This is a genomic window from Pseudomonas sp. RIT411 (genome assembly GCF_003057735.2).
GTDB lineage: Bacteria > Pseudomonadota > Gammaproteobacteria > Pseudomonadales > Pseudomonadaceae > Chryseomonas > Chryseomonas oryzihabitans.
Genome location: NZ_QBIZ02000012.1, coordinates 113915 through 136842 on the forward strand (window position 1 = coordinate 113915; position 22928 = coordinate 136842).

Annotated in this window: 15 protein-coding genes; 2 read left to right on the plus strand and 13 right to left on the minus strand. The window is 56.2% G+C overall.

Features of this window, described 5'->3' with window-relative positions; translation table 11 throughout:
* Positions 1–3 precede the first annotated feature (3 nt).
* A complete protein-coding gene (locus DBY63_RS16920; protein WP_158541731.1) occupies positions 4–2001 on the plus strand; it encodes a DUF4214 domain-containing protein in 1998 nt (665 codons plus the stop codon).
* 58 nt (positions 2002–2059) lie between these two features.
* Here the strand turns inward: DBY63_RS16920 and DBY63_RS16925 are convergent, their stop codons facing one another.
* The 11 genes from DBY63_RS16925 to DBY63_RS16975 form a co-directional block, all read right to left on the minus strand.
* Positions 2060–3451 carry a TolC family outer membrane protein gene (locus tag DBY63_RS16925; protein WP_232104556.1) on the minus strand — a complete coding sequence of 464 codons (1392 nt, stop codon included), beginning with the start codon at positions 3449–3451 and terminating at the stop codon, positions 2060–2062.
* A gap of 7 nt (positions 3452–3458) precedes the next feature.
* On the minus strand, positions 3459–4778 hold the full coding sequence (locus DBY63_RS16930; protein ID WP_108581670.1) for an HlyD family type I secretion periplasmic adaptor subunit: 1320 nt from the start codon (positions 4776–4778) through the stop codon (positions 3459–3461).
* A complete protein-coding gene (locus DBY63_RS16935) occupies positions 4775–6541 on the minus strand; it encodes a type I secretion system permease/ATPase (RefSeq protein ID WP_108581671.1) in 1767 nt (588 codons plus the stop codon). Before DBY63_RS16935 ends, DBY63_RS16930 begins: the two co-directional genes overlap by 4 nt.
* Complete coding sequence (locus DBY63_RS16940) at positions 6541–7452, minus strand: DUF1796 family putative cysteine peptidase (protein WP_108581672.1); 912 nt, start codon at positions 7450–7452, stop codon at positions 6541–6543. Before DBY63_RS16940 ends, DBY63_RS16935 begins: the two co-directional genes overlap by 1 nt.
* Positions 7453–8808, minus strand: coding sequence for a polysaccharide pyruvyl transferase family protein (locus tag DBY63_RS16945; protein WP_158541732.1), 1356 nt, complete (start codon positions 8806–8808; stop codon positions 7453–7455).
* 74 nt (positions 8809–8882) lie between these two features.
* Positions 8883–10967, minus strand: coding sequence for a glycosyltransferase family 1 protein (locus DBY63_RS16950; RefSeq protein ID WP_108581674.1), 2085 nt, complete (start codon positions 10965–10967; stop codon positions 8883–8885).
* Positions 10957–12453, minus strand: coding sequence for a glycosyltransferase (locus DBY63_RS16955; RefSeq protein WP_146750261.1), 1497 nt, complete (start codon positions 12451–12453; stop codon positions 10957–10959). The genes DBY63_RS16950 and DBY63_RS16955 overlap by 11 nt, the downstream gene beginning before the upstream one ends.
* Entirely contained in the window at positions 12443–14818 is a 2376-nt protein-coding gene (locus DBY63_RS16960) for a glycosyltransferase family 2 protein (RefSeq protein ID WP_108581676.1), read from the minus strand. The genes DBY63_RS16955 and DBY63_RS16960 overlap by 11 nt, the downstream gene beginning before the upstream one ends.
* Complete coding sequence (locus DBY63_RS16965; protein WP_108581677.1) at positions 14811–17309, minus strand: glycosyltransferase family 2 protein; 2499 nt, start codon at positions 17307–17309, stop codon at positions 14811–14813. Before DBY63_RS16965 ends, DBY63_RS16960 begins: the two co-directional genes overlap by 8 nt.
* A gap of 105 nt (positions 17310–17414) precedes the next feature.
* Positions 17415–18530, minus strand: coding sequence for a DUF4214 domain-containing protein (locus tag DBY63_RS16970; RefSeq protein WP_108581678.1), 1116 nt, complete (start codon positions 18528–18530; stop codon positions 17415–17417).
* A 24-nt stretch (positions 18531–18554) separates the two neighbouring features.
* Complete coding sequence (locus tag DBY63_RS16975) at positions 18555–19439, minus strand: cell wall-binding repeat 2 family protein (protein ID WP_232104554.1); 885 nt, start codon at positions 19437–19439, stop codon at positions 18555–18557.
* Between the two features lie 322 nt (positions 19440–19761).
* On the opposite strand from DBY63_RS16975, the gene DBY63_RS16980 reads away from it, so the two are divergent.
* Complete coding sequence (locus DBY63_RS16980; protein WP_108581689.1) at positions 19762–20868, plus strand: glycosyltransferase; 1107 nt, start codon at positions 19762–19764, stop codon at positions 20866–20868.
* 10 nt (positions 20869–20878) lie between these two features.
* On the opposite strand, the gene DBY63_RS16985 is transcribed toward DBY63_RS16980, so the two are convergent.
* Together DBY63_RS16985 and DBY63_RS16990 are read right to left on the minus strand one after the other, a co-directional pair.
* Positions 20879–22015 (minus strand): glycosyltransferase family 1 protein, encoded by a 1137-nt coding sequence (locus DBY63_RS16985; RefSeq protein WP_177411468.1) that lies wholly within the window; start codon positions 22013–22015, stop codon positions 20879–20881.
* Positions 22016–22020: 5 nt separating this feature from the next.
* Positions 22021–22917, minus strand: a complete 897-nt coding sequence (locus tag DBY63_RS16990; RefSeq protein ID WP_108581681.1) for an NAD-dependent epimerase/dehydratase family protein — start codon at positions 22915–22917, stop codon at positions 22021–22023.
* Between the last annotated feature and the right edge of the window lie 11 nt (positions 22918–22928).

Sequence of the window (22928 nt, forward strand, 5' to 3'; positions counted from 1 at the left end):
GGGATGATCGAGATAAACAATCGCAGTACGTCTCCTTACAAGGAAGTTTGCTACATCCAGACCTATTTCTCTGATGGCACCATCCTCAGGGGTTCAGGAACCATCGTGGGTGCCAATGATGTCCTCACCGCCCTGCACGTCGTATACGACGAAAAACATGGTGGTTGGGCGACACGAGCAGTGGTCACGCCCGCAGCGGATGTCGACGATGCCGCAGGCAGCTTCTCTGCTGAACTGGGTACCTATGGCGCTACCCGGGTGATGGGTTATTCAAATAACTGGGATACCAATCACGATGGGCTGCTCACCAAGTACGAATCAGGCCACGACCTTGCCTTGATCGGCCTGGACGTCAATCTGACCAGCATCACCGGTTACCTGGGCTTCTCCTCCTCCGGTACCTCAAGCTTCAACGGGACCCTGCTAGGCTATCCCGTTAACGAAAAAGGACTGATGCGGGATGTCGGGACGGCCACCTACGAGCCGGCTTATCCCATCTATTCTGTAAACAACGGACTCGGTTCGGGGGCATCAGGTGGCCCATTACTCGACAGCAGCAGCCTTATCCGTGGCGTACTGTCCGGTGGAGATGCCAACAACACCCTGTCTTGGTATGCCGCTCTGACCAATGACAACGCACGTTGGCTGAGCGAGCAGATAAGCGCCAACGATGACCTGTTGAAGTACAGCGATTACCGCCCCTCAGGCGCGGGTATTTCCAGTGGCACCAAGTCCGGCGACATCTTCTTCGAATACCAGTTGGGCTTCGATGCCAGCAAGACCTCTCACCTCTACGGCTATCAGGGCGCCGATCGCCTGGTGATGGATGGCTATGCCCGCAACTACGCCTTTTCTACCGATACCACCGACGGCAGTCTGAAGGTCTTCAATACAGTCAGCGGGACGACGACGTACCTGCACGACGTCAACACCCTGCTTTTCGAAGACAAGACCGTCTTCGTCATGACCGAAGACCAGGCCCAGATCGCCCGTCTCTATTCGGTGTTCAACCGAACCCCGGAATTCAATGGCCTTGCCTACTGGACCGACGCCCATGCCCACGGCGTGAGTTTCCATACGATCGCCAACTCCTTCTCCCAGTCCCAGGAATTCGCCACCCGCTACAACGCCGTCGATAACGCCGGTTTCGCGGGTCAGCTGTACAGCACTATTCTCGGCCGTAGTGGTGACACTGGTGGCGTCGCCTACTGGAAGGGCCAGCTCGATCAGGGGCTGAGTCGCGGCGACGCCATGATCCAGTTCACCAACTCGCTGGAGAATCAGCAGCGAACCGAAGGCAGCGGCGGCTACATCCAGAAGGTGAGTCACGTAGCCTGGACCGACGCCGATCTGTCGATCCAGAAGGGCGTGGTGTTCGGCACCAGTACGGGGGACAGCATCGTCGAAAGTCAGCTCATCTTCGATGCCAATCACACCACCAACGTGCTGGGCGGTGCCGGCGTCGACGTGCTTTATCTGTCCGGAGCCTCCCAGGGCTACCGGTGGTCAGCCGATGCCGGAACGACGAACTCCGTCCATGTCGCTACGACCAGCGGCAGTGAGCAGATCAATCTTCACGATGCCAACGTCCTGAGCTTCACGGATCGCAATGTCTTCCTACTCACCGAAGCCCAGGCCGGCATCGCCCGGCTCTATACCGTGCTGGACCGGGTGCCGGAAATCCAGGGAATGCAGTACTGGCTCGACGCGGCGGCGCATGGCACGAGCTTCAGAACCATCGCCAACAGCTTCTCCCAATCCCAGGAGTTCGCCCAGCGCTACAATGCGGTGGATAACGGGGGATTCGCCGAGCAGCTCTACAGCACCATTCTCAACCGAAGCGGCGATGCCAATGGCATCTCCTACTGGAAGGGTCAGCTCGATCACGGCCTGAGCCGGGGCGACGCCATGATTCAATTCACCAATTCGGCGGAAAACCACGGCATCACCGAAGGCCAGAACGGCTTCATCCAGATCGTCGGCCAGAGCGACTGGGTCTGAGCGGAAGCCAAACAAGAAACCCGCCGTCAGGCGGGTTTCTTGTTTGGCGAGACGTGAATCAGCCCTTGGCCACTTCGCCTTCCTTCACGCCAGTCTTGCGCTCCTCACCAGGAGTCGGCACCGCCAGCCAGCCGTTGATCTTCTGGATATCGATATCCCGGAAGCCACCGCTCCAGCGCAGCAGGACCAGCTGGTTGGTGACGAAATCGTATTGCGCCTGCAGGTAGTCCCGCCGCGCGCTGTACTCCTGCTGCACCGCATTGAGCACGTCCACGGCGGTCGCCACTCCCAGGCTGAGCGAGCGCTCACTGGCGGCTCGCGACTTGATCGCCGAATCCAGAGCATTGCGCGAAGAGCCGATCTTGGCCAGGTCCGCTGCGCTCTTCATATAGGCCGTGCGCGTTTCCTTCACTACCTGCCGGCGGATCGACTCGTACTCTTGCTCGGCCGCGTCGCGCGAGCCATAGGAGCTGGTCACGCGAGCACTGGTCGAACCACCGCTGTAAAGCGGAATCTGCACGCTGATGGTGGCGGAATAGGTGTTGATCGCGGACGAGGCGATGACATTGTCGTAAGCAAAGTCACTACGCTGAGCGCCAAGGTTGAAACTCAAGGTCGGCAGATGACCCGCCTTAGCTTCGGCGATACTGTAATCGGCTGCATCCACCGCGCGCTGCTTGGCCTCCAGTGCCGGATTGTTCGCCACTGCCGAATTCACCCACTGCTCTTCATCACCCTGGGGCATGGCCAGCTGGGCTTTCTCGTTGAGGCGTTTGAGCGGCTGATAGACCGGACGGCCTATCAGCTCACCCAGTGCCTCGCGGGTCACCTGGATCTGGTTGCGTGCTTCGATCTCCTGCGTTTTCAGACTGTCCACCTTGGCGGATATCTGCAGGACGTCGGTGACGGTGCTCATCTGCTTGTCGAACAGCGCTTGAGCACGATCCAGGTTGCGCTGCGTCGCCTTGCGCTCAGCGGTGACCAGCTCGAGGGCATCTTCCGCCGCCAGGGCGGCGAAGTAGCGCTGTACCAGATCTGCCGCCGATTGGGTCTTGGCATCCTCGTACTGGGCGCGATACTGCTTGGTCAGCTGTTCGTAACGCTTGAAGCCGCGCCAGGCCGCCGCGTTGTACAACGCCTGACTCAGGGTCAAGTTATAGCTTTCGCCGTTGTAGTTGAGCGTCTGTAGGCCCTCTTCGCGCCGAACCCGACTGGTCGAAGCCCCACCGCTCAACTGCGGCAGCACCTGGCCGAAGGCGGCTCGCTCCTGGCCCTCCAGATTCTTCACCTGAGCCTCGGCACCACGAATACGAGGATCCGACACCGCGCTGTCCTGATAGAGCTTCCAGAGGTCTACGTAATCCTGTGACCTAGGCGCGACAGGCGTTTGAGCCTGTACCCAGCCAGGGCTGCCCAACACGGCCACCAATGCAAGAAACTTGGCATTCATGTCTGCTCTACTCCTCGATCATCGAGCGAGCCATGGCATTGCGCGCTGGCTTGAGCAGGTATTGCAGCATGGTGCGCGAACCGGTGTTGATCAGCACGTCAGCAGGCATACCTGCGACCAGCTCCCGATGCCCGAGATCCTTCTTACCCTGTTCGGTCAGTTTTACCCGGCCCAGGTAGTAGGGCGTGCCGTCACGCTCGTTGGTAATGCGGTCGGCCGACACATAGACCAGTTCGCCCTCGATGATAGGCGTGGTGGCATTGCTGAAGGCACTGAAGCGCACCTCCGCCTTGGTGCCCAGTTCCACGCGGTCGATATCTTTAGGTTCGATGTGCACCTCGACGATCAGCTTGGCGGCATCCGGCACGATATCGAGCAGATTGGTGCCTGACTGAACCACGCCGCCGATGGTGTGCACCGCCAGGTTCATCACCATGCCGCTGACCGGTGCCTTGACCTCGGTGCGGTTGTACTTGTCCTGCAAGGCGCCCAGCCGCTCCCGTGACTCGTAGATGCGTGACTGGGCGTCGGCCAGGCGACTGGCCACGTCCGACTTGAATTTCTGCGTGGTCTGCAGAATTTGCAGCCGTGTTTCGCCGATCTGCACCTTGGCCCGGGCGATGGCCGAGCGCTGATCGGCGATCTCCGCCTGCAGGCGCGACAGATTGCGCTCCTGATCGCGCAGGCGTTCGTTGCTGACGAAACCCTCCTTCAAAAGCCCGGTGAGATCCTTAATTTCGCTGGCGTAGGATTTGGCAAGGCTCTCCTTACTGGCGATGATGTCGTTGTAGCCTCGGATCTGCTGTTCGAGCTCGGCAGCACGGTTTTTCAGCACATCGATCTCACCACGCCGCGCATCTCGACCTGCCAGAAAGATCTGCCGCTCACTCGCACGAGCCTCTTGGACACGCTTGTCCGCGGTTGGAAAGTCACTGCCACCGAAGATGATGTCATTGGCGTCGTCGCGCTCAGCAATCAATCGAGCCTCCTGTGCCTGGGCGGCAATCAGCTGACCACGAGTCGCTTCCAGTTCGGAGCCTGCCTGGGTGCTGTCGAGTACGATCAGTACGTCACCGGCTTTTACTTCATCGCCGTCGTGTACTCGTACCTCGCGGACGATCCCGCCTTCAAGATGCTGGACGGATTTGCGGTAGCTATCTACAGCCACTACGCCAGTAGCGACAGCGGCACTGTTGAGCGGCGCCAATGCTGCCCAACCACCGCCGATTCCGAATACCACGAAGAGAATGATGAAACCCAGTCGACGCACAGGTGCATCATTGACCTTCAGGCCCGCGGCCTCAGCTTCCATGTAGACGTCTTTCATGCGGGCGCTCCTCCTGCACTACCAGGCTTGGGCGGCAAAGGGGTAACCGAACCCGGGTTGGCCACTGGCTGCGGACCACCAGACTGCTGCGCCTTGAGCTGAGCGAGCACCTGATCACGGGCTCCGGACATCACAATCTGGCCTTCGCTGAGCACCAGGAGATTATCCACATAGGCCAGAGCGCTGACCCTGTGGGTGATGATGAACAGCGTCGTACCCTTTTGCTTGAGCTTGATCAAGGCTTCGCCTAGTGCTCGCTCACCCGCATCGTCAAGATTCGAGTTGGGCTCGTCGAGGATCACCAGCTTGGGATCGCCATAAATGGCACGTGCAAGACCTATCCGCTGCCGCTGCCCACCGGACAACGCACCGCCATGGGCCCCAATAACGGTGTCGTAGCCCTGGGGTAGACGCAGAATCATCTCGTGAACGCCTGCAACCTGTGCGGCCTCCACAACCTTGGTGGCGTCCACTTCTCCGAAGCGGGCAATATTGTCGGCGATGGAGCCTTCGAACAGTTCGATGTCCTGGGGTAGATAACCCAGGTGCGGGCCCACGGCAGCGCGATCCAGATGGAACATGTCTGCTCCATCCAGCCGCACCTTGCCACTTTGCGCAGGCCAGATGCCTAGGAGCGCGCGTGCGAGAGTCGATTTACCGGCAGCACTCGCCCCCAGCACGCCGACAGAGGCTCCAGGCGGCGCGCGGAAGCTGATGCCCTTGATGACAGGTGAATGAGCACCTGGCGGGGTGACAATGATCTGTTCTACGGAAAGATCCCCTTTGGGAACAGGTAGAGGCATCCGCTCTGGATCTGCTGGTATTTGTTGAAGCACATCGTTCAGGCGAGCGTATTGCCCACGCGCAGCGACGAAGCCACGCCAATTTCCAATCATTTGATCAATAGGGGCCAAGGCTCGACCAACAAGAATGGAAGCAGCGGTCATCAAACCAGGAGTAATCTCATTATTTATAACCAGATAAGCACCCAGTCCAAGTACAAATGACTGAAGCAGCATCCTCCAGGTACGAGATGCATTTGAAATGGCACCCCCTTTCTCACTGGCTCTAGCCTGCAGAGAAAGCACTCTGTATCCCCGAACCTTCCAGCGCCGCAGTAGGCTGGGCAGCATACCCATGGAATTGATCACTTCCGCATTTCGTAGGCTGGCATTCACCATGCCCAAAGCCGCAACGTTCTCACGATTCGCTTCAGACAGTTGTTTGCTAGTTGCCCATTCATTAGCGAGGGCAAGCGCCACTGCGATCAAAGCGCCTATTACCGTCAACCATCCAAACCACGGGTGAAAGTAAAACATCAGCCCTATATATACCGGAATCCAAGGAATATCAAAAAAAGCAAATAATCCGCTTCCTGTAAGGAATTGTCTCAGACCAGAAAGATCGCCCATGGGCTGCGCTGAAATGCCTAACCCGCTGGTAAAAAGAGATTGCTTGAAACTCGCATTGAAGACGCGCTCGCTGAGCATCAAATCCAAACGAGTTGAGATACGGACCATCATGCGCGAGCGTATCCACTCTAGCATGCCGTAAACTGTCATTAAAAAGACCACTATTAATGTCAGCATAATCAAAGTGGTAACACTACGACTACTGACAACGCGGTCGTAAACCTCCAACATATAAAAAGATGGAACCAGCAACAGCAGGTTAACGAAAAGACTGAAAAAGCCAACATACAAGAAGCTTTTTTTTGACGATAGCAGAGCGCTTTCAAGCTCTGTCTTAGGCTTTTTGCTCATCATGCACCAGATAGGCTACGCGTAGAAAAATCACATGAGTCGAGAGTCTTGACTCTTTCCCGAAAGATACCGCAGGCAAAAAGCTTGACTATGTAGGCAAAAAAGAAATTGTCCAAACCATCAGAAAACTCCAGCGCGCCGAGCGAGCTATGCGGAAAAAATCTGACTATCGTTGTGGCCTGCCCGAGTCGTTGAAATTCTAATTGCGGCATGACCACCGGGCCGCGACAGCATACTTCAAACACAAGTACTTGACACTTTTTCTTGGAAAATGCGCACTCGACTGACTGAATCTCGCTCGCAGAAAGGTTCTTGCCCATGTAGACCAAAATCGTCTTTTCGCAATCCAGTGCAACTGTAAATCTATCCACACATCGCACAAAGTGCTCATAAACAGATTGAGTCAAAGGATTGTGATGATTGAATACGCGTTCAATACCGAGCTTCTTTTTGAAATACTCATGATCGTAAGCGTCGGAACAACCACCTTGACTCAAGGATGACGGGGCTTCTTTATAATAACTACGATCAAGGAAATGACAAAATGCATCAGCCACACACTCCAGCACCATAGGGATACTGGTAAAAAGCCAGTCAAAGGGCCCCGAAGACGTTCTTAGGCCAAATTTTTTAAGTAGGTTAGCAGTCGCACAATGATCTCCAATACTGAAGAAATTAAAATCCTCTACTGGGATCAAAATAAGCTTTTCCAGAAAAAACTCTTCAATCACCAATTTTCTATATTCTTGGCTCTTAGCAAAGCCGCCCGCCAAACTCGCCAACTCCCTTTCATCGGGCATCGGACTCATACCAGATAAGTTATTTCGTAAACCGGCAGTATCTGCAGACCTACCTAATACTTCTTGGTATAAATTTTCGAGAAATCTAACTTTGTCGAAATGATCAACCATTTAGCTCTCCTTGAGAAAAATGGCTTCGAACGACTTTGTTATCTTTGAGTACTGATTCGAAAGCTTCAAGGCTACCCCAGGCCTTATCTGCGAAGCTTTGAAAGTTGACCAATCCGCTTTCTCAATTAGCCTCAACAATTCCGAAACATCGCCTAACCAATAGCTATCTGCCAGGCCTATTTCATCAAAAAGATCCTTGATTTTTTTTGAGCCGAATCCCAGTAACGGAAGACCGTATTTAATCGCAGGAGCGCACCCATGAAATCTCATGGAAAGTACCGCGGCGCTATCTCGAATTTCAGCGCCCAGATCGTCTACAGAAGAACAAATTATGTGACCAGGAAACGCCGGCAACAACTCCATTTCGAGAGGATTAAACGGCTCTACGAAAATAACTCGAATGTCATTTCTGCTGGAGCTTATATAGATACTCTTCAACCCGTCTATAAATTCCCGATGCTGATCATCCAGCGGATATCTCAGGATTATATCGAGCCTCTTACTTATCTGTGGTGAAGCGATAGCCTCGTCGATACAGCGCTTAATGACTGGATCGCATACCTTTATTACATCATTACGAAATCGACTCAGAGCCAGTACGGATTCGTTATCGCGGGCACTTACACCCTGACATCCATTCAATAATGCCAAATACGAGTCATGATAAAAGGGGTCATCGACGTGCGCCCTACTGGCACCTACCGCCACGAGAAAGTAGGGTGTACCCGCAGCTTTTAGCCCATCAATCCAACGAAGATCAGTCAGTGGATAATGCTCGACACCAAGCAATCCACCCCCGCCGATTAAAATAGCGCTAAAAGAAGACAGGAGTTCAAAATCAAAGAGACACTCTCGGGGAAGCTTTTTACCTATAGATGGATAATCTGAAGTCGACTCCCAAGACACTGAAAAAATTTGCTCTCCTGAAAGACCAATATCTAGCAGGTAGCTGGCTAAAAACTGAGCCTGATCACTGTCTCCCATATTTCCGTTGCCGTAGGCCCCTATCAATAGAACACCACTACGACAACCAATCTTTCTACCGCCATTTAAAATCTTTTTTTCTGATCTTTCAGAAAGATGAACCCTATACTTTTTTTCAAAAAACTCTTCTGAGTCGAGAAAATTTTCAAGAGTAGCCTCGAGAGACTCCAACCTCATTTTCTCGGCTACTACCTCATCATTTTCTGGGGGCCTCCTCAAAAGATATTCATATAGATACAGAACATCTTCCAAAGAGGCTTTCCTTTTCCACTTATTGGTCGAAAGAAAACCGTCGACTACCGATATAGCTTCGTCGGATGCTAATAGTCTGGATCGAGCATCATCAAAATCTAGACCCACAAGCTGATCCACGACATGCTCGCTTTCAGGCTCACGACCTAAAATGCACTTATACAGGTAGAAAACGTCTTCTCTCGACACGCTCATTAAAAGCCCCTAACTTTAGCCTTGCTAACGCTGGTAACCTTGCCGAACGACTCAACGTATTCAAGGCGCGCTAATAGATCGTCGCTTTCGCATACCATGATGGAGACCAGCCCCATGCCAATGGTTCTAAGGTCTGCCTTGTTGGTTTCTACGCTCAAGTCTGTCAACTGCTGGTTGTTGAATTCGATCCGGAGGCAATCATTGCTGTCTCCTTTGAAAGTAAACTTGAAGATTTCTTCACTTTCAGAAAATTTGACCTTATCAAACTCCTGCCCATTGATGCGGGTGCCGAAAAAGGAGCCTTGCGAAGGTCGTGCACACTGAACATAGATCGATAGATCTTTTTCGGTAGGCTGAAGAGGAATATTCAGCACAGCCTTCTTTTGCAGGCTCCAAACGCCCCAATTTTCCAAAGCACCCCACCCTTGGCCAACCCTGAAAGTACCACTATCCAAAATATACTTATCAAAGTAGAGATTTGCATTCTTTTGGAACTTATACAGAGCGCCAAATTCGAAGCGTAAAAGGTCCTTGGTAGCTGCCAAGCCAGATGACTCAATGTCTTTCAATGAGCCTAGAATAGCGAGAGCAACGTCAAGCCACGTCTTTTTCCTGAACGTAGAGCCAATGCCTTGCTCTTTTTCTCGAAGAAAACGAACGTCGAGTAAAGATTTAAATTTAGCTATGTAGTCCGATCTATTTCCCGACTCGAAGTAGATCGCTAAATCACCACCTGCCTCGGTCAGAGAGGTATTATCTGCAACCAGCGGAACCTTACCACAGGCCAAACTTTCACTTACCGGCAATCCCCACCCTTCATAATAAGAGTTATAGGTGGTAAATTGGCAGGCTTTATAAAGCACAGCCAACTCTGAATCGCCGATATTGGAAAGGAGATGTACTTTGCGCTGGAGTATCTCGCTATTTTCGTATCTAGACATCGCCGCTTCATTCAGCCAGCCGATTTTGCCAACGCAAACCAGATTAGGAACATTATCAATTCCGAGGCTTCGAACCAATTCAAGCCAGGCATCGAAAACAAATAAATGATTTTTTCGACTCTCGATAGTTCCCACGAAAAGCACAAATGGCTCTTCCAGAATTTCTAGAATTACGTCAGAGCATACTGTGCTTCTTATTTCTGTTTCTTCGAGGAAAGCAGGAGTGGCATCTAGCGTGCAGACGTGAGGCGATATTTTACGACCATGCACTTGCAGCGCCAGAGCGCTCAAATCAGAAGCTGTTTGCTTGGAATTAGCCAAAAATTCATCGGCAAACAGAATTACATTGTGAATCCAAGATATGAAATCTTTTACCAAACCCTCTGAGCAATGCTCAGGCACCTTCAATGGAATAATGTCATGGATATAAGGAACGTATTTTATATTATATTTTCGCTTGGCCTCTGCCACAGTCGAAAAATAGCCAGGAATCCACCAGGATGTACCCAGGTTTACTACCACGGCTCCTTTCTCGAAAGAAGCCTCCTTGATCCGCATCAAATAATTTTCTAATTTATTCAGGATGGCTCGCCAAGCGGGATCATTTACCTCAGAAGACATACCTGCCAATCCGATCATCTCTTTGAACAGTTCTTTCGGAATTGCCTTCCAATTAGCGCCATCCGCCTGCATGGAAATTATCGAAACTTTCGAATCTTCGATAAGGGCACTCACAACCTCGATTTGAACGCGTTGAATTCCTGTTGGCGCTCTATTGTGCTGGAAATACTGGATAAGATCGCTGACATCAAAGCAGACACCGGACAAAGGCGCGCCTGCGCTTCCAACAGCGAATTCAAGCGAACCACCGTTCAAAATATACCCTGAGCTTTTCTCTACAACGTCAATCCGACCAGACAGCTGGTTAGAAGGAATAGGCAATTCAAAGCCATATGATCCAGTGCCTATATTATTATCTTTCAAATCTTGACGAAATATAGTTGCCTCTGCAGTGGCTAAGATCTGGCCATTTTTCTTCGCCACTACCGTGCAGGAAGACCCTAAATCGCTTCTATTTACCAACCAACCGGTGACCTTGCCAGCCGAATAACCATCGACATGACCGTAGTACTTACTGCTCATGATCAACCCCCACAGCTAAATTATTAAAGATAAATTCCAGGCGCCTCTTATAGCGCTCTTTACATTGACTCAACGAAAACGGAAGCTCGCCGACGCTGGTATCTTTCTTAACGCCCTCGAAGAACAAATCCTTCATCTTTTGTGCAGCATCAAGCACATCAACCTCAGCCCAGCGCCCAAGAGCATAGGCATATTCACCCTCTTTTACCGGCTCAAAGGTATGACGAGGAAATATAGTATTTTCAGAGTTACAAAATTCCATATTGCCAGAATGACCTGTCGCTATAACGTGCAATCCTAGCTGTAGCGCTTCCGCAACGTTTCTTCCATAACCTTCAGCTCGGTGAAATGATAAAAAGCAGTCACAACTCCTGTAAAGCTGGCACAGGCGCTTCTTAGTGAACGTCTCTTCTATTATGAAGATTCTTTTGTCGCTACTAGCAGCCGACTTTACGTCCTGCCATATTTGATCGAACACTTTTGGAGCGTGGACCTTTATGACCAACCCGACCTCGCCTGGAGAGTATAAAGACGGAGGGAAAGCTGCCCAAAAGGCTTCCAAGCAAGACTTGGGATTCTTCCGATAGGATGACGAGCCCAGATCGAATACGAAAACAAATAAAAATGCCGTACTTGGAAGACCAAAATCGTCACGAGATACTTGTGTATACTCGGGAATTGTCACGTTCAAAGGCATTATCATGACAGGCTTCTTTGAAGTATGGGCCACCGCATCGTAGATGTATCTAGATGACACCCAAATCTCGTCAACGAGATCGATATACTTCAGCCATGCTGCTGGCCAGGCTTCCAACTCCCACGGCCAATAGCCCACATTATAGTGACCTGAAAAAATATCTTTTCCGGAAGATACCAATTGTCTGGCTGTTTCTGGAGCGGTCATGCAGAAGATGTTGACCGCCAAGGAAGGATCGTAAGCGTCTGGCTCAGAGTACTCATTAAAATCTTGCGGATGGTTTGGGCCAGGATCGAAATTTACTCCGGCAACAGAAATACCGGACTCCTTGAGCGCTTCATAGGTGGTTCGAAAATCCTCACCTATACCTGAAGCACCATATGCATAGCCAAACACATTCACGCCCTTTCTTTTAGGGCCGACGCATTTTTTTTCTTCTTTGGCCTCGTATAACCAACCGAAGTCGTACTCCTTCAGCAAGTGATGGGAAAACCACACAAGAAGCTCCGCCTTGCGGCTTGGCAACGGAAAGACATCTTGAAGATCACGCCTTGAGGCGTATATGACTTCCTCGAGATGCGTCAACCCACAAGGCTCTGGCTTTTTTTCTAAAAGCTTTCTTTTAAGGCTATTGCTACGCTTTAGCGATGGGTACTCGTTGACACCATTGAATACTAGCCACGCCAAAAATTCTGTAGACCATTCATTGTGAACCACTGCGAACGTATCTATCAGATCGGGACGAATATCAAAGAGCAGCGTGACCGGGTCCATATCTTCAGTCTGCATCAGACGCCTGACGACCAATGCTTACTCCGTTATAAGTACCCAAAGCCCAATCGGCGTTCAGGGAAGGACTGTAGCAGAAATCAAATTGGTATTTGACTCCCCATCGATCCAGTAGCAACTGCTGCTCTCTCTTGGATCGCGCAGCCTTGTCCGCCGTGGAGTCCTTCCCCCGACTCGCCGATTCCGCATGGATCAACTCGGCGAACGGCGTCCAGAGGATCTTCAGGCCCAGCTCATTAATGCGCAGGCACATATCCACATCGTTGAAGGCGACGGGGTGGCGGACCTCGTCCATGCCCTCGATCTGCAGATAAAGGTCGCGGCGCAGGATCAAGCAGGCGGTGGTGCAGGCGCTCTGACGACGAGCGAGATGGTTGAAGCCCAGATAGCCGGGATCGTTGCGCAGCCAGTTGTTGCCCGTATGCGCGGCCAGCCCGTTGATGCCGATGACGACCCCGGCGTGCTGGACCATATCGTTCTTCCACAGCAGCTTGGCGCCTACCGCTCCAACATCAGGTCGTACGGCCAGACTCATCATTTCCTTGAGCCAGTCGGGATGCAGGATCTCGATGTCGTTGTTGACCAGCCCTATGTATTCCCCTGTGGCGAACTCGACACCGACATTGTTCAGGGTGGCGTAGTTGAAGGGATAGGGGTGCGGCAGGATGCGTACGCCGCGGGTCTTGAGTTCGTCGAAGTACTCCAGGGTCTGAGGATCGCTGGTCTGGTTATCGACGATGATGAGTTCCAGGTCCGGGTAGTCGGTCTGGGTCAGCAGACCTTCCATGCAGGCATGCAGGAGCTTGTAGGCATCCCGGGTAGGGATGATCAGGCTGACTTTGGGCAGTCGCTCGGGCAATGGCCAGTGGGTGCGTAGCGCACCGGGTAATTTAGACTGGCGGCTCAGACGGGTACCCGGATGCAGCTTGTTCACCAGCCAGGTCAAGCGCTCAAGACGCTGCGGCTTGCCGGCATCGCAGGCGGCCGGCGTTGCGGGACTGTTGGCACTGCGATGGCTGAGCACCTGGGTCACGCGGGCGACACCCAAGTTGTCTTGCTCGGTGGCCAGGATAAGGGCGGCGAGTACACCTTCGTGATCGCGTGGCAGCTCGGGCGCTGCGTTCAGCAGTCGGACGGCGCGCTGGATGATGTCGCGGCCAAACAGGGCGCCGGCGGTAAAGAGATCGGCGCCCAGGTAGAGGTCCAGATCCCAGCTCGGTTTGAACCAGGGGTTGCTACGTAGGCCATCCGCTCCGTCCTGATCGCTATCAGCGAAAGCCCAGGCCGCTTGCTTGCCTGCCTCTTTCGGTTGCAGAGCCAGCGCCAGTTGATCGAGGGCGTGGGGCAGCAGGCGGCTGTCCAGTGGCTGCAGCAGCACGGCTTCGGCCCCCTCCTCCAGCAGCAGCTGCAAGGAGGTAGACACATCAGCGGGATCGACGACGGCCTGGGTGAAGGGTGGCAGGCGTTGTTGGCTCAGGCTGTCCAGGCAAGCCTGCCGCTCGGTTTCATCGGCGTCCCCATGGAGCAGCACGGCGATCCGGCTACCGGTCACGGCTTCTGGATATTGAGGTGCGCGCTGGTAATGAGCGAACCATTGAGGATAGTGGCCGAAGCCGGCACTACGCGGGCAGCGCTGATCGTAATCGCGCGCCAGGCGAATGAGCAGGTCGCGGGGTGCCGGATCGGCCTGCTCCGGCCAGTGAGCGGCTACCAGTGCGCCGAGCCCATCGGCGTGGCAACAGACGGTGATGGGGCTACCCTGCAAGGGGCGGCCCTGGTCGTCTTCGATATGCACTTCGCGACGCTCGCCGTCCCCGAATTGCCAGGGCAGCTCCAGGCTGTAGCCATGGTCGGCATCGGCACGATAGATGAGGGCGGGATGGTGCAGATCCGCCAGACAACGGGCGACGATCTGATCGCCCAGGCGTGCCCTCACCTCGACGTGACGCCCCGGAGTGATGTCATCCCAGACCCAGCCGCCCACGGCCAGACCACCGCCATACCAGACCTGACTACCCGGTACCTGAGCCTCGGCCTTGCGCGGCTTCTCGTTGGGCAGCTCCAGGGGTTCACCGATCCACGAGCCTTCGTTGGCCAACCGCACGGCGATACGCCGAGCTCCACTGAGCCAGGCCGGCTGCAGCTGGAGAGCGAAGCCATGAAAGCCGTCGCCGGCCAGCGGATCGTGCTGATAGGTGTCCGCACGTACCAAGGCTACGGAAGCCCCATCGATGACGACCTCCAGTGCCAGACGCAGATCGGGCTGCGCAGGATCGAAGGCCCAGCCCTCCAGTACATTGCCGTGAAGGCCTTGGATCTGACCTTGCACAGTGACCTGGGCGGGAGCTTGAGAGAGTTCAGTCATGGAGAAACCTGTCGGGAAGGGCGTCGCCTAGCAGTGCATTCAGGGGCGCGGGCAGCAGACTGAGGGGATGGGCGCCAGCTTCGATCGCGACCGCACCCGCGGGTGCATAGAGGGGCAAAGCGGTATGCCGGGCAACCTGAGGGGCAAGCCAGGCACTGGCCGGTGCGGCCTCGAGACTCAAGGCCAGGGTACAACCAGCCAGGGCAGGTATCCGGGACCGGGAGACACCGGGTAGCTCGATCAAGGGGCTTACATTACCGCTGGCGAGCAGGCTCTTTTCCCAGTGCGTGCGCTCGAGAAGCAGGAACCGGCAGGCCAGGCCCTGCCGCCGGCTCAGGCGAACCAGTTGCAACCAGGCCTGGGCCAGGCGTGGATCCGCCAGGGAATCGGCGATCAGGATATTGCCAAGGCGTTGAGCTGGTGGCTGGTCGAGCGACGCAAAAGGTGCGCCCGCTGCCACAGGGACCTGGGGATTGCTCATCAGCAACGCGGTGGCGAGCGCGGCGAAGGTCACACGCTGCTCGCCGGCAGCCTCGCGGAAGCCAGTGACCGGGGAGGAGGTACCAGCGACCGGATCGATCAGGCGATAGGGTACGCCGATCCGTGCGGCCAGGGTCTGCAGCAAGGTAGGACAGCGCTCCGGCTGAATGTAGTCCAGAGCGCTCGGCCGCAACCGCTGCAGGTCTGCAATGAGCTGCTCCAAATCTTCGGGTAGACGATAGTCCAGGAGCACCGGCAACCCCTGGCCATGAACCTGAAGGCTGACCTTCAGCTCGGCATCCGTCTGCCGAAAGGCCAGTACAAAGGCAGGTCCGTCGTCGCCCAGCGCCGTAAGAAGATCCAGTCGATCAGTTGCGATGATGGCTGCGCCAGTTTTGGCTGTCGCCAGCTGTGCGCCGAGCTCAGCCAGTCGCCCGCGTTGCAGGCGCTGGCGGTAGGGCTTGAGCGGATCGTGACGATAGAAGCGCTCGAAGGCGCGCTCTGCACCAGGATAACGCTGGCGTAGAATGGCGTTGTTGAAGGCCACCCGCTCGAGCTTTTCCGCACCAAAGGAAACACCGCCACGATGCGCAACGAAGGCCCGCTGTGCTGCCACGTGCCGCCAGCCCTGGGCCTTGGCCCTCAGGCACCAATCGGTTTCTTCGCCATAACCTCGCTTGAGCTGGATCTCGTCAAGCAGGCCGACCTGCTCCAGTGCGCGACGCTTGATGTAGAAGCAGAAGCCACAACCCACCTCGATCTCGGGCGGCGCCGACAGGTCGCTGGCCGCCTGGCGATGCAGGGCACGCTGTTCGTCCAGCGTGGGCATGACGTGGCTCTTGCGGCTTTCCGGAAAGCTGAGCAGCTCGCCGTTGTTGCTGAAAGGGGTGGCAGTGGCTACATCGGCTGCGGAGTAGGCTGCCTCGCGCAGCCTGTCCAGCCAGTCATCGCAGACGCGCGCATCAGCGTTCAACCACACCACATCGCGCCCAGGATGTAGCGCCATACCCCGATTCATGTTGCGGATGAAGCCCAGGTTGGCCGGGCTGCGATGGAGCTCGATCCGGCCCGCCTCGGCCAGTTCGCGCAGCGCCTGACTCAACTCCGGCTCGGGGCTTTCGTCGTCCAGCACCACTATGTTCATCGGGGTCCGGTTGGCGTCCAGGCTATCGAGCACGCCCTGGATACAGGCGAGCGATGCCTCACGTCCGCGGTAGATGGGAATGAGCACATCCACGAGCGGTTCGATGGACGCTACCGGGGTTTCAACCGGTATAGGCCGCAAGGGCTCGACGGCCGCCAGGGGACTGCCCAGAACCTCGCTGCCATCCGCCCAGCACAGGCGCACACGCCCAAGGGGAGCAGGCAGACGGATGCGAATGCCACCATGACGCCCGCCATTGACCGCCTTGGCCAGCAAGGGGCTGGGCAGGTTGGCAACGATGGTCTGTTGGCGATCACCCAGTTTCAAGGTGAGCTTGACCGGGGTCTGCGGATGACGGGTATCCAGCGCCCAACCCCGAATTTCCTGGCTGGCCGGATCGAATTCGACGTGTCCCCAGCGCCGTGGCGAAAGCTGCTGCAACAGCACGGCCAGTTCGTCGGCGCTATTGACGTAGGGTAGCTGCTCGAGCAGTCGCGCGGGTTTGACGCCCGGTAGCGCGATGAGCGCACGCAAACGCAATAGCCGAACCGCGGGGGTATTACGGGCAGGATTGGCCGGGTCGGCGAGAAAATCGTAGGCGGCTTGGGCCTCGCCCTTTTGCAGAAGCACATGAGCGAGCAACGCAGCCGTTTCACCCTGCCGGGCCAGACTGGTATTGGCTTCGGCCAAGGCCAGGAAAGCCTGATCCAGCGCGCCTCTGTTGAGCGCCGCAAGACCGGCGGAGACCAGCGCTACCGGGCGCTGGTCGGGAATCTGAAGTGCCAGTTCGAGACGACGTTGAGCCTCTTCTGGCTGTCCGGCCTGGAGCAGAGCCTGATAGTGCTCCATGAGTGTCGATTGGCTCATGGGCAGCGGTCTCCGCGAAAAGCCAGGTGGATCAGAGTACTACCGTTTTAAAAAAGACTTCCGGCCCTAGGGCCGGAAGTCTTGTCTCAGGTCAGCGTAACGCTGTTAGACCTGACCAGTGACAACGATAACGCCGGTGTCGTGCGCCTGAGCTTCGGTGGAGCCAACGATACCGACGACCACGTCGGCACGGCTGTGGCCGGTAGCCAGCTGCTGGGCCCAGAACACCAGACCTTCCAGGTCCGTAGTAGCAGCGCGGCCCAGCGCGCCTTGGTAGACGCTGTTAATGAAGGCCGCATCACCCTGGGAGCTATGAGCCGCAGTGTACTCGGCGGAACCCAGGAAGATATTGGCAATGCCGGTCAGACTGGCGCCCGCCTGCACTTCACCGGTGAAGTACTGAGTACCAGCGGCATCGGCATCGCGACCCAACAGGGCTTCGTACATGCGGATCGCAGTACCTTCGTTCTGGCTACCCACGATGGCCAGAGTCTCGGTGCCATTAACGCTAGCCACGAATTCGACGCCAGTCAGGGTCGCCTGCCCCGCGTTGCTGCTGTTCAGCACCACGTTGCTGCCGGAGACAGAAACGGTGTAGTTGGCAACATTGCCGACGTTGACCACGTCGAAGCCAGCACCGCCATTGATGGTATCGACGCCGTTACCAGCGTAGATCACGTCGTTGCCAGCACCAGCGTTAGCGGTATTGGTCCCACCGTTCAACACGATTGTGTCATTACCACCGGCGGTGGTGATGTTGTCGTTACCGGCACCTGCATCGATGTGGGTGTTGACGTTGTCAGTAACGGTAATGGTGTCGTTACCCGAGCCACTGACGATTACACGTCCGGCATTGGCGCCTTCGACAGCTGCGGTAGGGCTGACGGCAGTGGAATTACCAATGACGGCAGTGACGTTGGCAGCGGTATTGAAGACGATAGCCGAGCTGTTGGCGACGATCGCAGGAATACTCACGGTCACGTTGGTACCGGCGGCACCCAGGTCGTCGAAGAAAGTCACTTTCGGGGCGATGAGCTGACCATTGGCATCGAAGTTGACCGACAGGTTGCTACCAGTGGAAGTGGCGACCGGTAGAGTGGCCGAAGCGTTGCTGAGATTCAGGATGGTCGAAATGGCTTCGACGGTGCTGCTGCTCAGAGCGGTGTTGGAGGTCAGGGTGGTGGTCAAAGCAGCGGCGGTAATGGCGGCATCGTATTGCATGAAAAGAATCTCCTGGGTCGCGCGTCAGTTCGTGACTTGCGCGGAATGAAGCGGGGCTTGGGTGAGATCTTCCCTGGGAGACTGGTAGCGGGCAGCGTTCATCTCGATGCGGGGGGTGATCGATACATGTAGAGCAACTAGCTTGGCCTGCCCCTGTTGGGCAGTAACTTCCTGGCCGTCCACGAGGTCCTGCGGAGGGCATCCGGCAAATACCGCCTGGGCGTCCAGAACGTATTCGGCGCGGCGCGGCCCGACCAGAGCCATGGCCACCGCGGTGATGGGTGCGCGCTTGCCGCGGGAACCCGAAAAATTGCCGCTTAGAACGGCGGGCTGCAGGACATCTGCGACCTTGCAGCTGTAGGCAACGTCCACGCCCTGAGGCTTGTTTGGCCAGACGATGGCGAAACCCTCCAGACGGGCTTCTTGTTCGACGTTGCCGACCCATTCGCTGGCCGTGACATCGCCTTGGGCCTGAACATGGCCGATCAGCTTGAGCACTATAGGATTGCCGTGACGCTCGATCCGTGCGGCGGTCGCCAGAGCCTTGTTGGCCACGACCGGAGCCTTGCGCTGCTGTTCGGAGCGAATGATGTCAGCGGAGGTATCGATCCGATCGACACGCAGATCGACCTGGCGCACCGGTAGGTCGGCACGCTGGTATTCGGTGATAAGCAGGGTTCCGGCGCCGTTCTTGACGCGCACGATCAGCGTGTCGCCAAGACGGGAAAGGGTATTGCGGACAACCGTTTCGCCAGGAAAGAAGTCGACCGAGCTCTTACCGATGGGGGCAGGCTGGAGACTGATAAGGCAAGGCTCCTCGGCGATCTCCTGGGATGCGTATCGAACGATATACATACCGGGCTCGAGGGTGAGCAGCCGAGTCTTGAAGGTGAAGGGTGAATCGTCCATTTGATCCATAATGCCCGTGACCGATTTCCTTAACAGTCCCGGATAGATGCATCCGAGCCTTGGTCAAGTGCTAACCCTATCACACTTCTTATGTGACGGCGCCAGCTTCTTGACGAGGTCAGAATAGAAGAATTTCATTAAATCTCAACGTCAAATCGCAGGCGAGCACTACCGTTCGGTAGAAAAGTTCAATGGCCTTGATAGCAAAATGCCACAAAAAAGGGTGCACCGGCCCACAAGCCTGAAATCCCTAACACCAGAACCGGAAACTGCATACTAGACACCTGTGCTAGGGTACGTTCCTTTTGAGCTCAGATCGATCATGCGCATTCTGCATGTCTTCAAGACCTATCTACCTGATACCTATGGTGGAATCGAACACGTCATTCGCCAGATGTGCCTGGCTACGAGAGGCTTTGGAATCGATCACCGAATCCTGACGCTCAGCAAGCACCCTGTCCCGGAACATCTGGAGGTGGATGGCATTCCTGTCCGCCGTGTCAAGCAGGATGTCGACTTGGCCTCGACGGGTCTTTCCTTGACCGCTTTTCGAGCCTTCGCCGAGGAGGCCCGCGCTGCCGACCTGGTGCATTTTCATTTTCCCTGGCCATTCATGGACGTATTGCAGCTGTTGACGCGACCCGGCAAACCCTATGTGGTGAGCTATCACTCGGACATCGTCAAGCAACGCCATCTGCTCAAGCTGTATACGCCCCTGATGCAACGCTTTCTGGGCAACGCGACCTGCGTCATAGCGGCCACCGAACCCTATCGCCAGTCCAGTCCGACCCTGCAGCGTCTAGGTACGAAGGTCCGGGTGATTCCCTATGGCCTCGATCCTGCCAGCTATCCAGAAGCTGATCCGCAGCGGATCGCGAGCTGGCGCCAGCGCCTCGGACCGCGCTATCTGCTGTTTGTAGGGGTGTTGCGCTATTACAAAGGTCTGCATCTGTTGCTCGAAGCGCTCCAGGGGTTGGATTACCCCCTGGCGATCGTGGGTGCCGGCCCGGAAGGTGACGCGCTGCGGGCGCAATGCGAGAGGCTCGGCCTCAGAAACTGTCATTTCCTGGGACGTCAGAGCGAAGAAGACCTGGCGGCGCTCTATGCGGGCTGCGAGAGCTTCGTTTTCCCCTCGCATCTGCGCTCCGAAGCCTTCGGCATGGCGCTGCTGGAAGCAGCCATGTACGGCAAACCTATGCTCAGTTGCGAGATCGGCTCGGGCATGAGTGAGATCAACCTCAACGAGCAGACAGGGATCGGTGTGCCACCAGAGCCTGCGGCCTTGCGCGACGCCCTTATGACACTTTGGCAGGATGCCGACTTAAGGGCGCGGTACAGTCAGGCCGCCCGGAAGCGCTTCGATACCCATTTTCGCAGCGAGACCATGGCGATCAAACTGGCCGAGGTCTATCGTGCAGCCCTAGCGTGAGCGGCAGCGTCTAGCATCCGCGTAGCGCCAGCCGGTACACCTCAAGCGTTCGCGCGGCACAGGCGTCCCAGGTGTAGCGCCGCGCGCGCCGCTCACCTTCATCCTGCCGCTGCCGAACACCCAAGGGATCGTCGAGGGTCTCCAGCATTGCCCGGGCGATCGCCTTCGGCTGATGTGGATCGACCTGCAGCGCCGCATCGCCGGCCACCTCGGGCAGCGAGGTGGTGTTAGAGCAGATTACCGGACAACGTGCTGCGAAGGCCTCGATAGCCGGCAGGCCAAAGCCCTCGAACAATGACATGAACACCAGCGCCGTAGCACTTTGCAGAAGGACGATAACATCGTCCTGTGGCAGATACTCCAGCCATCTGCCTTCGCCCCTGACTTCCAGGGCAGCCAGTTCCCCGACCAGCGCCTCGGCACACCAGCCATTGCGCCCGACCACGACAAGCGGATGTCGCTTGCGCAGCGCTTCCGGCAACTGCGCATGGGCGGCAAGGACCGCCGTGAGATTCTTGCGCGGTTGCAGGGTACCGACGAACAGGAAGAAGCCCGGCGCCAGATCGTGTTTGCGCAATACCTCCTGACGCGCAGCCTCGGTTTGTCGGCCGAAGTACCGCGCATCCACACCGAGGGGCGTGACGTGAACACGCTCTTCAGGGACCTTGAGGATGCGGAGAATATCCCGTCGGCTGCTCTCCGAAATGGTAATGATCTGATCAGCCCAACGAACGCTTTGATTGAACAGAAAGTTCTTGAAGGAGCGCAGGCGAGGCGTCACCCATTCCGGATGCAGTTGGGGAATCAGATCCATCACGCTGGCGACCAGCGCCACGTCCTTGAGTCGAGGGATGTGATGATCGGGTGCATGGAAGACATCGACTTCGTTCGCTAGGCGCAAATTGACCTGGCGATTCGCACCCAGTACCGCGTTCTTCAGCACGAACCTGGGAAAATTCGCCGTCAGGCTTGTCGGTACACCGCAATCCAGCATCGGGGTATGCGTGCCGAACGTGTAGGGTCGAACCGCCACATCCGGAACCGTCACGAGGCTGCCAGCCAGCGATCGGGTGTAGATGCCGATGCCATCGAGATGGCCTTTGACGACGCCAGAGGACCAGATCGTGGTACCCAGCCCGACTGTCAGAACGGTCAACGACCACTTCCAAGGGCGGTGTAGAGATCCTCAAGCGTCCGTTCCAGAGGAATCAGGTCCCTGGTTCCCACTACCTGGTGCAGGCGGGCATCGCTGCCACGGAGCGTCGGAATCTCATTGGCCCGCACGAAAGCCGGATTGACCCGGACTTCTATCGGGTAGCCGGCAATGCCCTCCATCATCTCGATGATGGTCCTCAGTGCCGTGGCCTTGCCCGAACAGACGTTGACTGCACTCGAACGATGGTCACTGTCGAGCAATCCCAGATAAGCCTGCGCCAGATCGCGGACATCAGAAAAATCCCGACTCACGTCGAGGTTGCCCAGCTCGATCACCCGTTCGCCACGGGCGAAGTGGCCAACGATCTTGGGGATGAGGAAGCGCTCGTCCTGCCCAGGCCCGGTGTAGTTGAAAGGCCGGGTGACGACAATGGGCAGACGGTCGTACCAGGTGGCGACCATGAACTCCATGGCCAGTTTGCTGCAGGCGTAGTGATTGACCGGCGCCGGGCAGACGGATTCGTCGATGACCTCGATGCCGGGAGTGCCATAGATGTTGGCGCTGCTCGCGATCAGCACCCGTTGCGGCTGCCGTTCGAGCGCACCCAGCGCTTCCAGCAGGTTCAGGGTGCCGAACAGGTTCACCTGGTAGAAGGCCTCCTGATCGGCATGACCGACGAAGGCCAGCGCGGCGAGATGGACGACCCAATCCGGACGCGCCTGACCCACGGCGGCAGCGACCGCCGCCTTGTCGGTGAGATCGCATGCCAGGGTGACATCCGCATCGGTACTACCACTACCGAATCCGACGACCTTGAATCCACGCGCCTTGAGCGCCTGGATCAGATAGCGTCCCGTGAAGCCCGATGCGCCTGTGACCAGAGCGGTTGGCATGCCTATCCCCT

What these genes read in the sequence shown, in the direction of transcription:
- DBY63_RS16920 (WP_158541731.1), top strand. Translation starts at nt 4, where the DNA reads ATGATCGAGATAAACAATCGCAGTACGTCTCCTTACAAGGAAGTTTGC.
- DBY63_RS16925 (WP_232104556.1), bottom strand. Translation starts at nt 3,451, where the DNA reads ATGAATGCCAAGTTTCTTGCATTGGTGGCCGTGTTGGGCAGCCCTGGC.
- DBY63_RS16930 (WP_108581670.1), bottom strand. Translation starts at nt 4,778, where the DNA reads ATGAAAGACGTCTACATGGAAGCTGAGGCCGCGGGCCTGAAGGTCAAT.
- DBY63_RS16935 (WP_108581671.1), bottom strand. Translation starts at nt 6,541, where the DNA reads ATGAGCAAAAAGCCTAAGACAGAGCTTGAAAGCGCTCTGCTATCGTCA.
- DBY63_RS16940 (WP_108581672.1), bottom strand. Translation starts at nt 7,452, where the DNA reads ATGGTTGATCATTTCGACAAAGTTAGATTTCTCGAAAATTTATACCAA.
- DBY63_RS16950 (WP_108581674.1), bottom strand. Translation starts at nt 10,967, where the DNA reads ATGAGCAGTAAGTACTACGGTCATGTCGATGGTTATTCGGCTGGCAAG.
- DBY63_RS16955 (WP_146750261.1), bottom strand. Translation starts at nt 12,453, where the DNA reads ATGCAGACTGAAGATATGGACCCGGTCACGCTGCTCTTTGATATTCGT.
- DBY63_RS16960 (WP_108581676.1), bottom strand. Translation starts at nt 14,818, where the DNA reads ATGACTGAACTCTCTCAAGCTCCCGCCCAGGTCACTGTGCAAGGTCAG.
- DBY63_RS16965 (WP_108581677.1), bottom strand. Translation starts at nt 17,309, where the DNA reads ATGAGCCAATCGACACTCATGGAGCACTATCAGGCTCTGCTCCAGGCC.
- DBY63_RS16970 (WP_108581678.1), bottom strand. Translation starts at nt 18,530, where the DNA reads ATGCAATACGATGCCGCCATTACCGCCGCTGCTTTGACCACCACCCTG.
- DBY63_RS16975 (WP_232104554.1), bottom strand. Translation starts at nt 19,439, where the DNA reads ATGGACGATTCACCCTTCACCTTCAAGACTCGGCTGCTCACCCTCGAG.
- DBY63_RS16980 (WP_108581689.1), top strand. Translation starts at nt 19,762, where the DNA reads ATGCGCATTCTGCATGTCTTCAAGACCTATCTACCTGATACCTATGGT.
- DBY63_RS16990 (WP_108581681.1), bottom strand. Translation starts at nt 22,917, where the DNA reads ATGCCAACCGCTCTGGTCACAGGCGCATCGGGCTTCACGGGACGCTAT.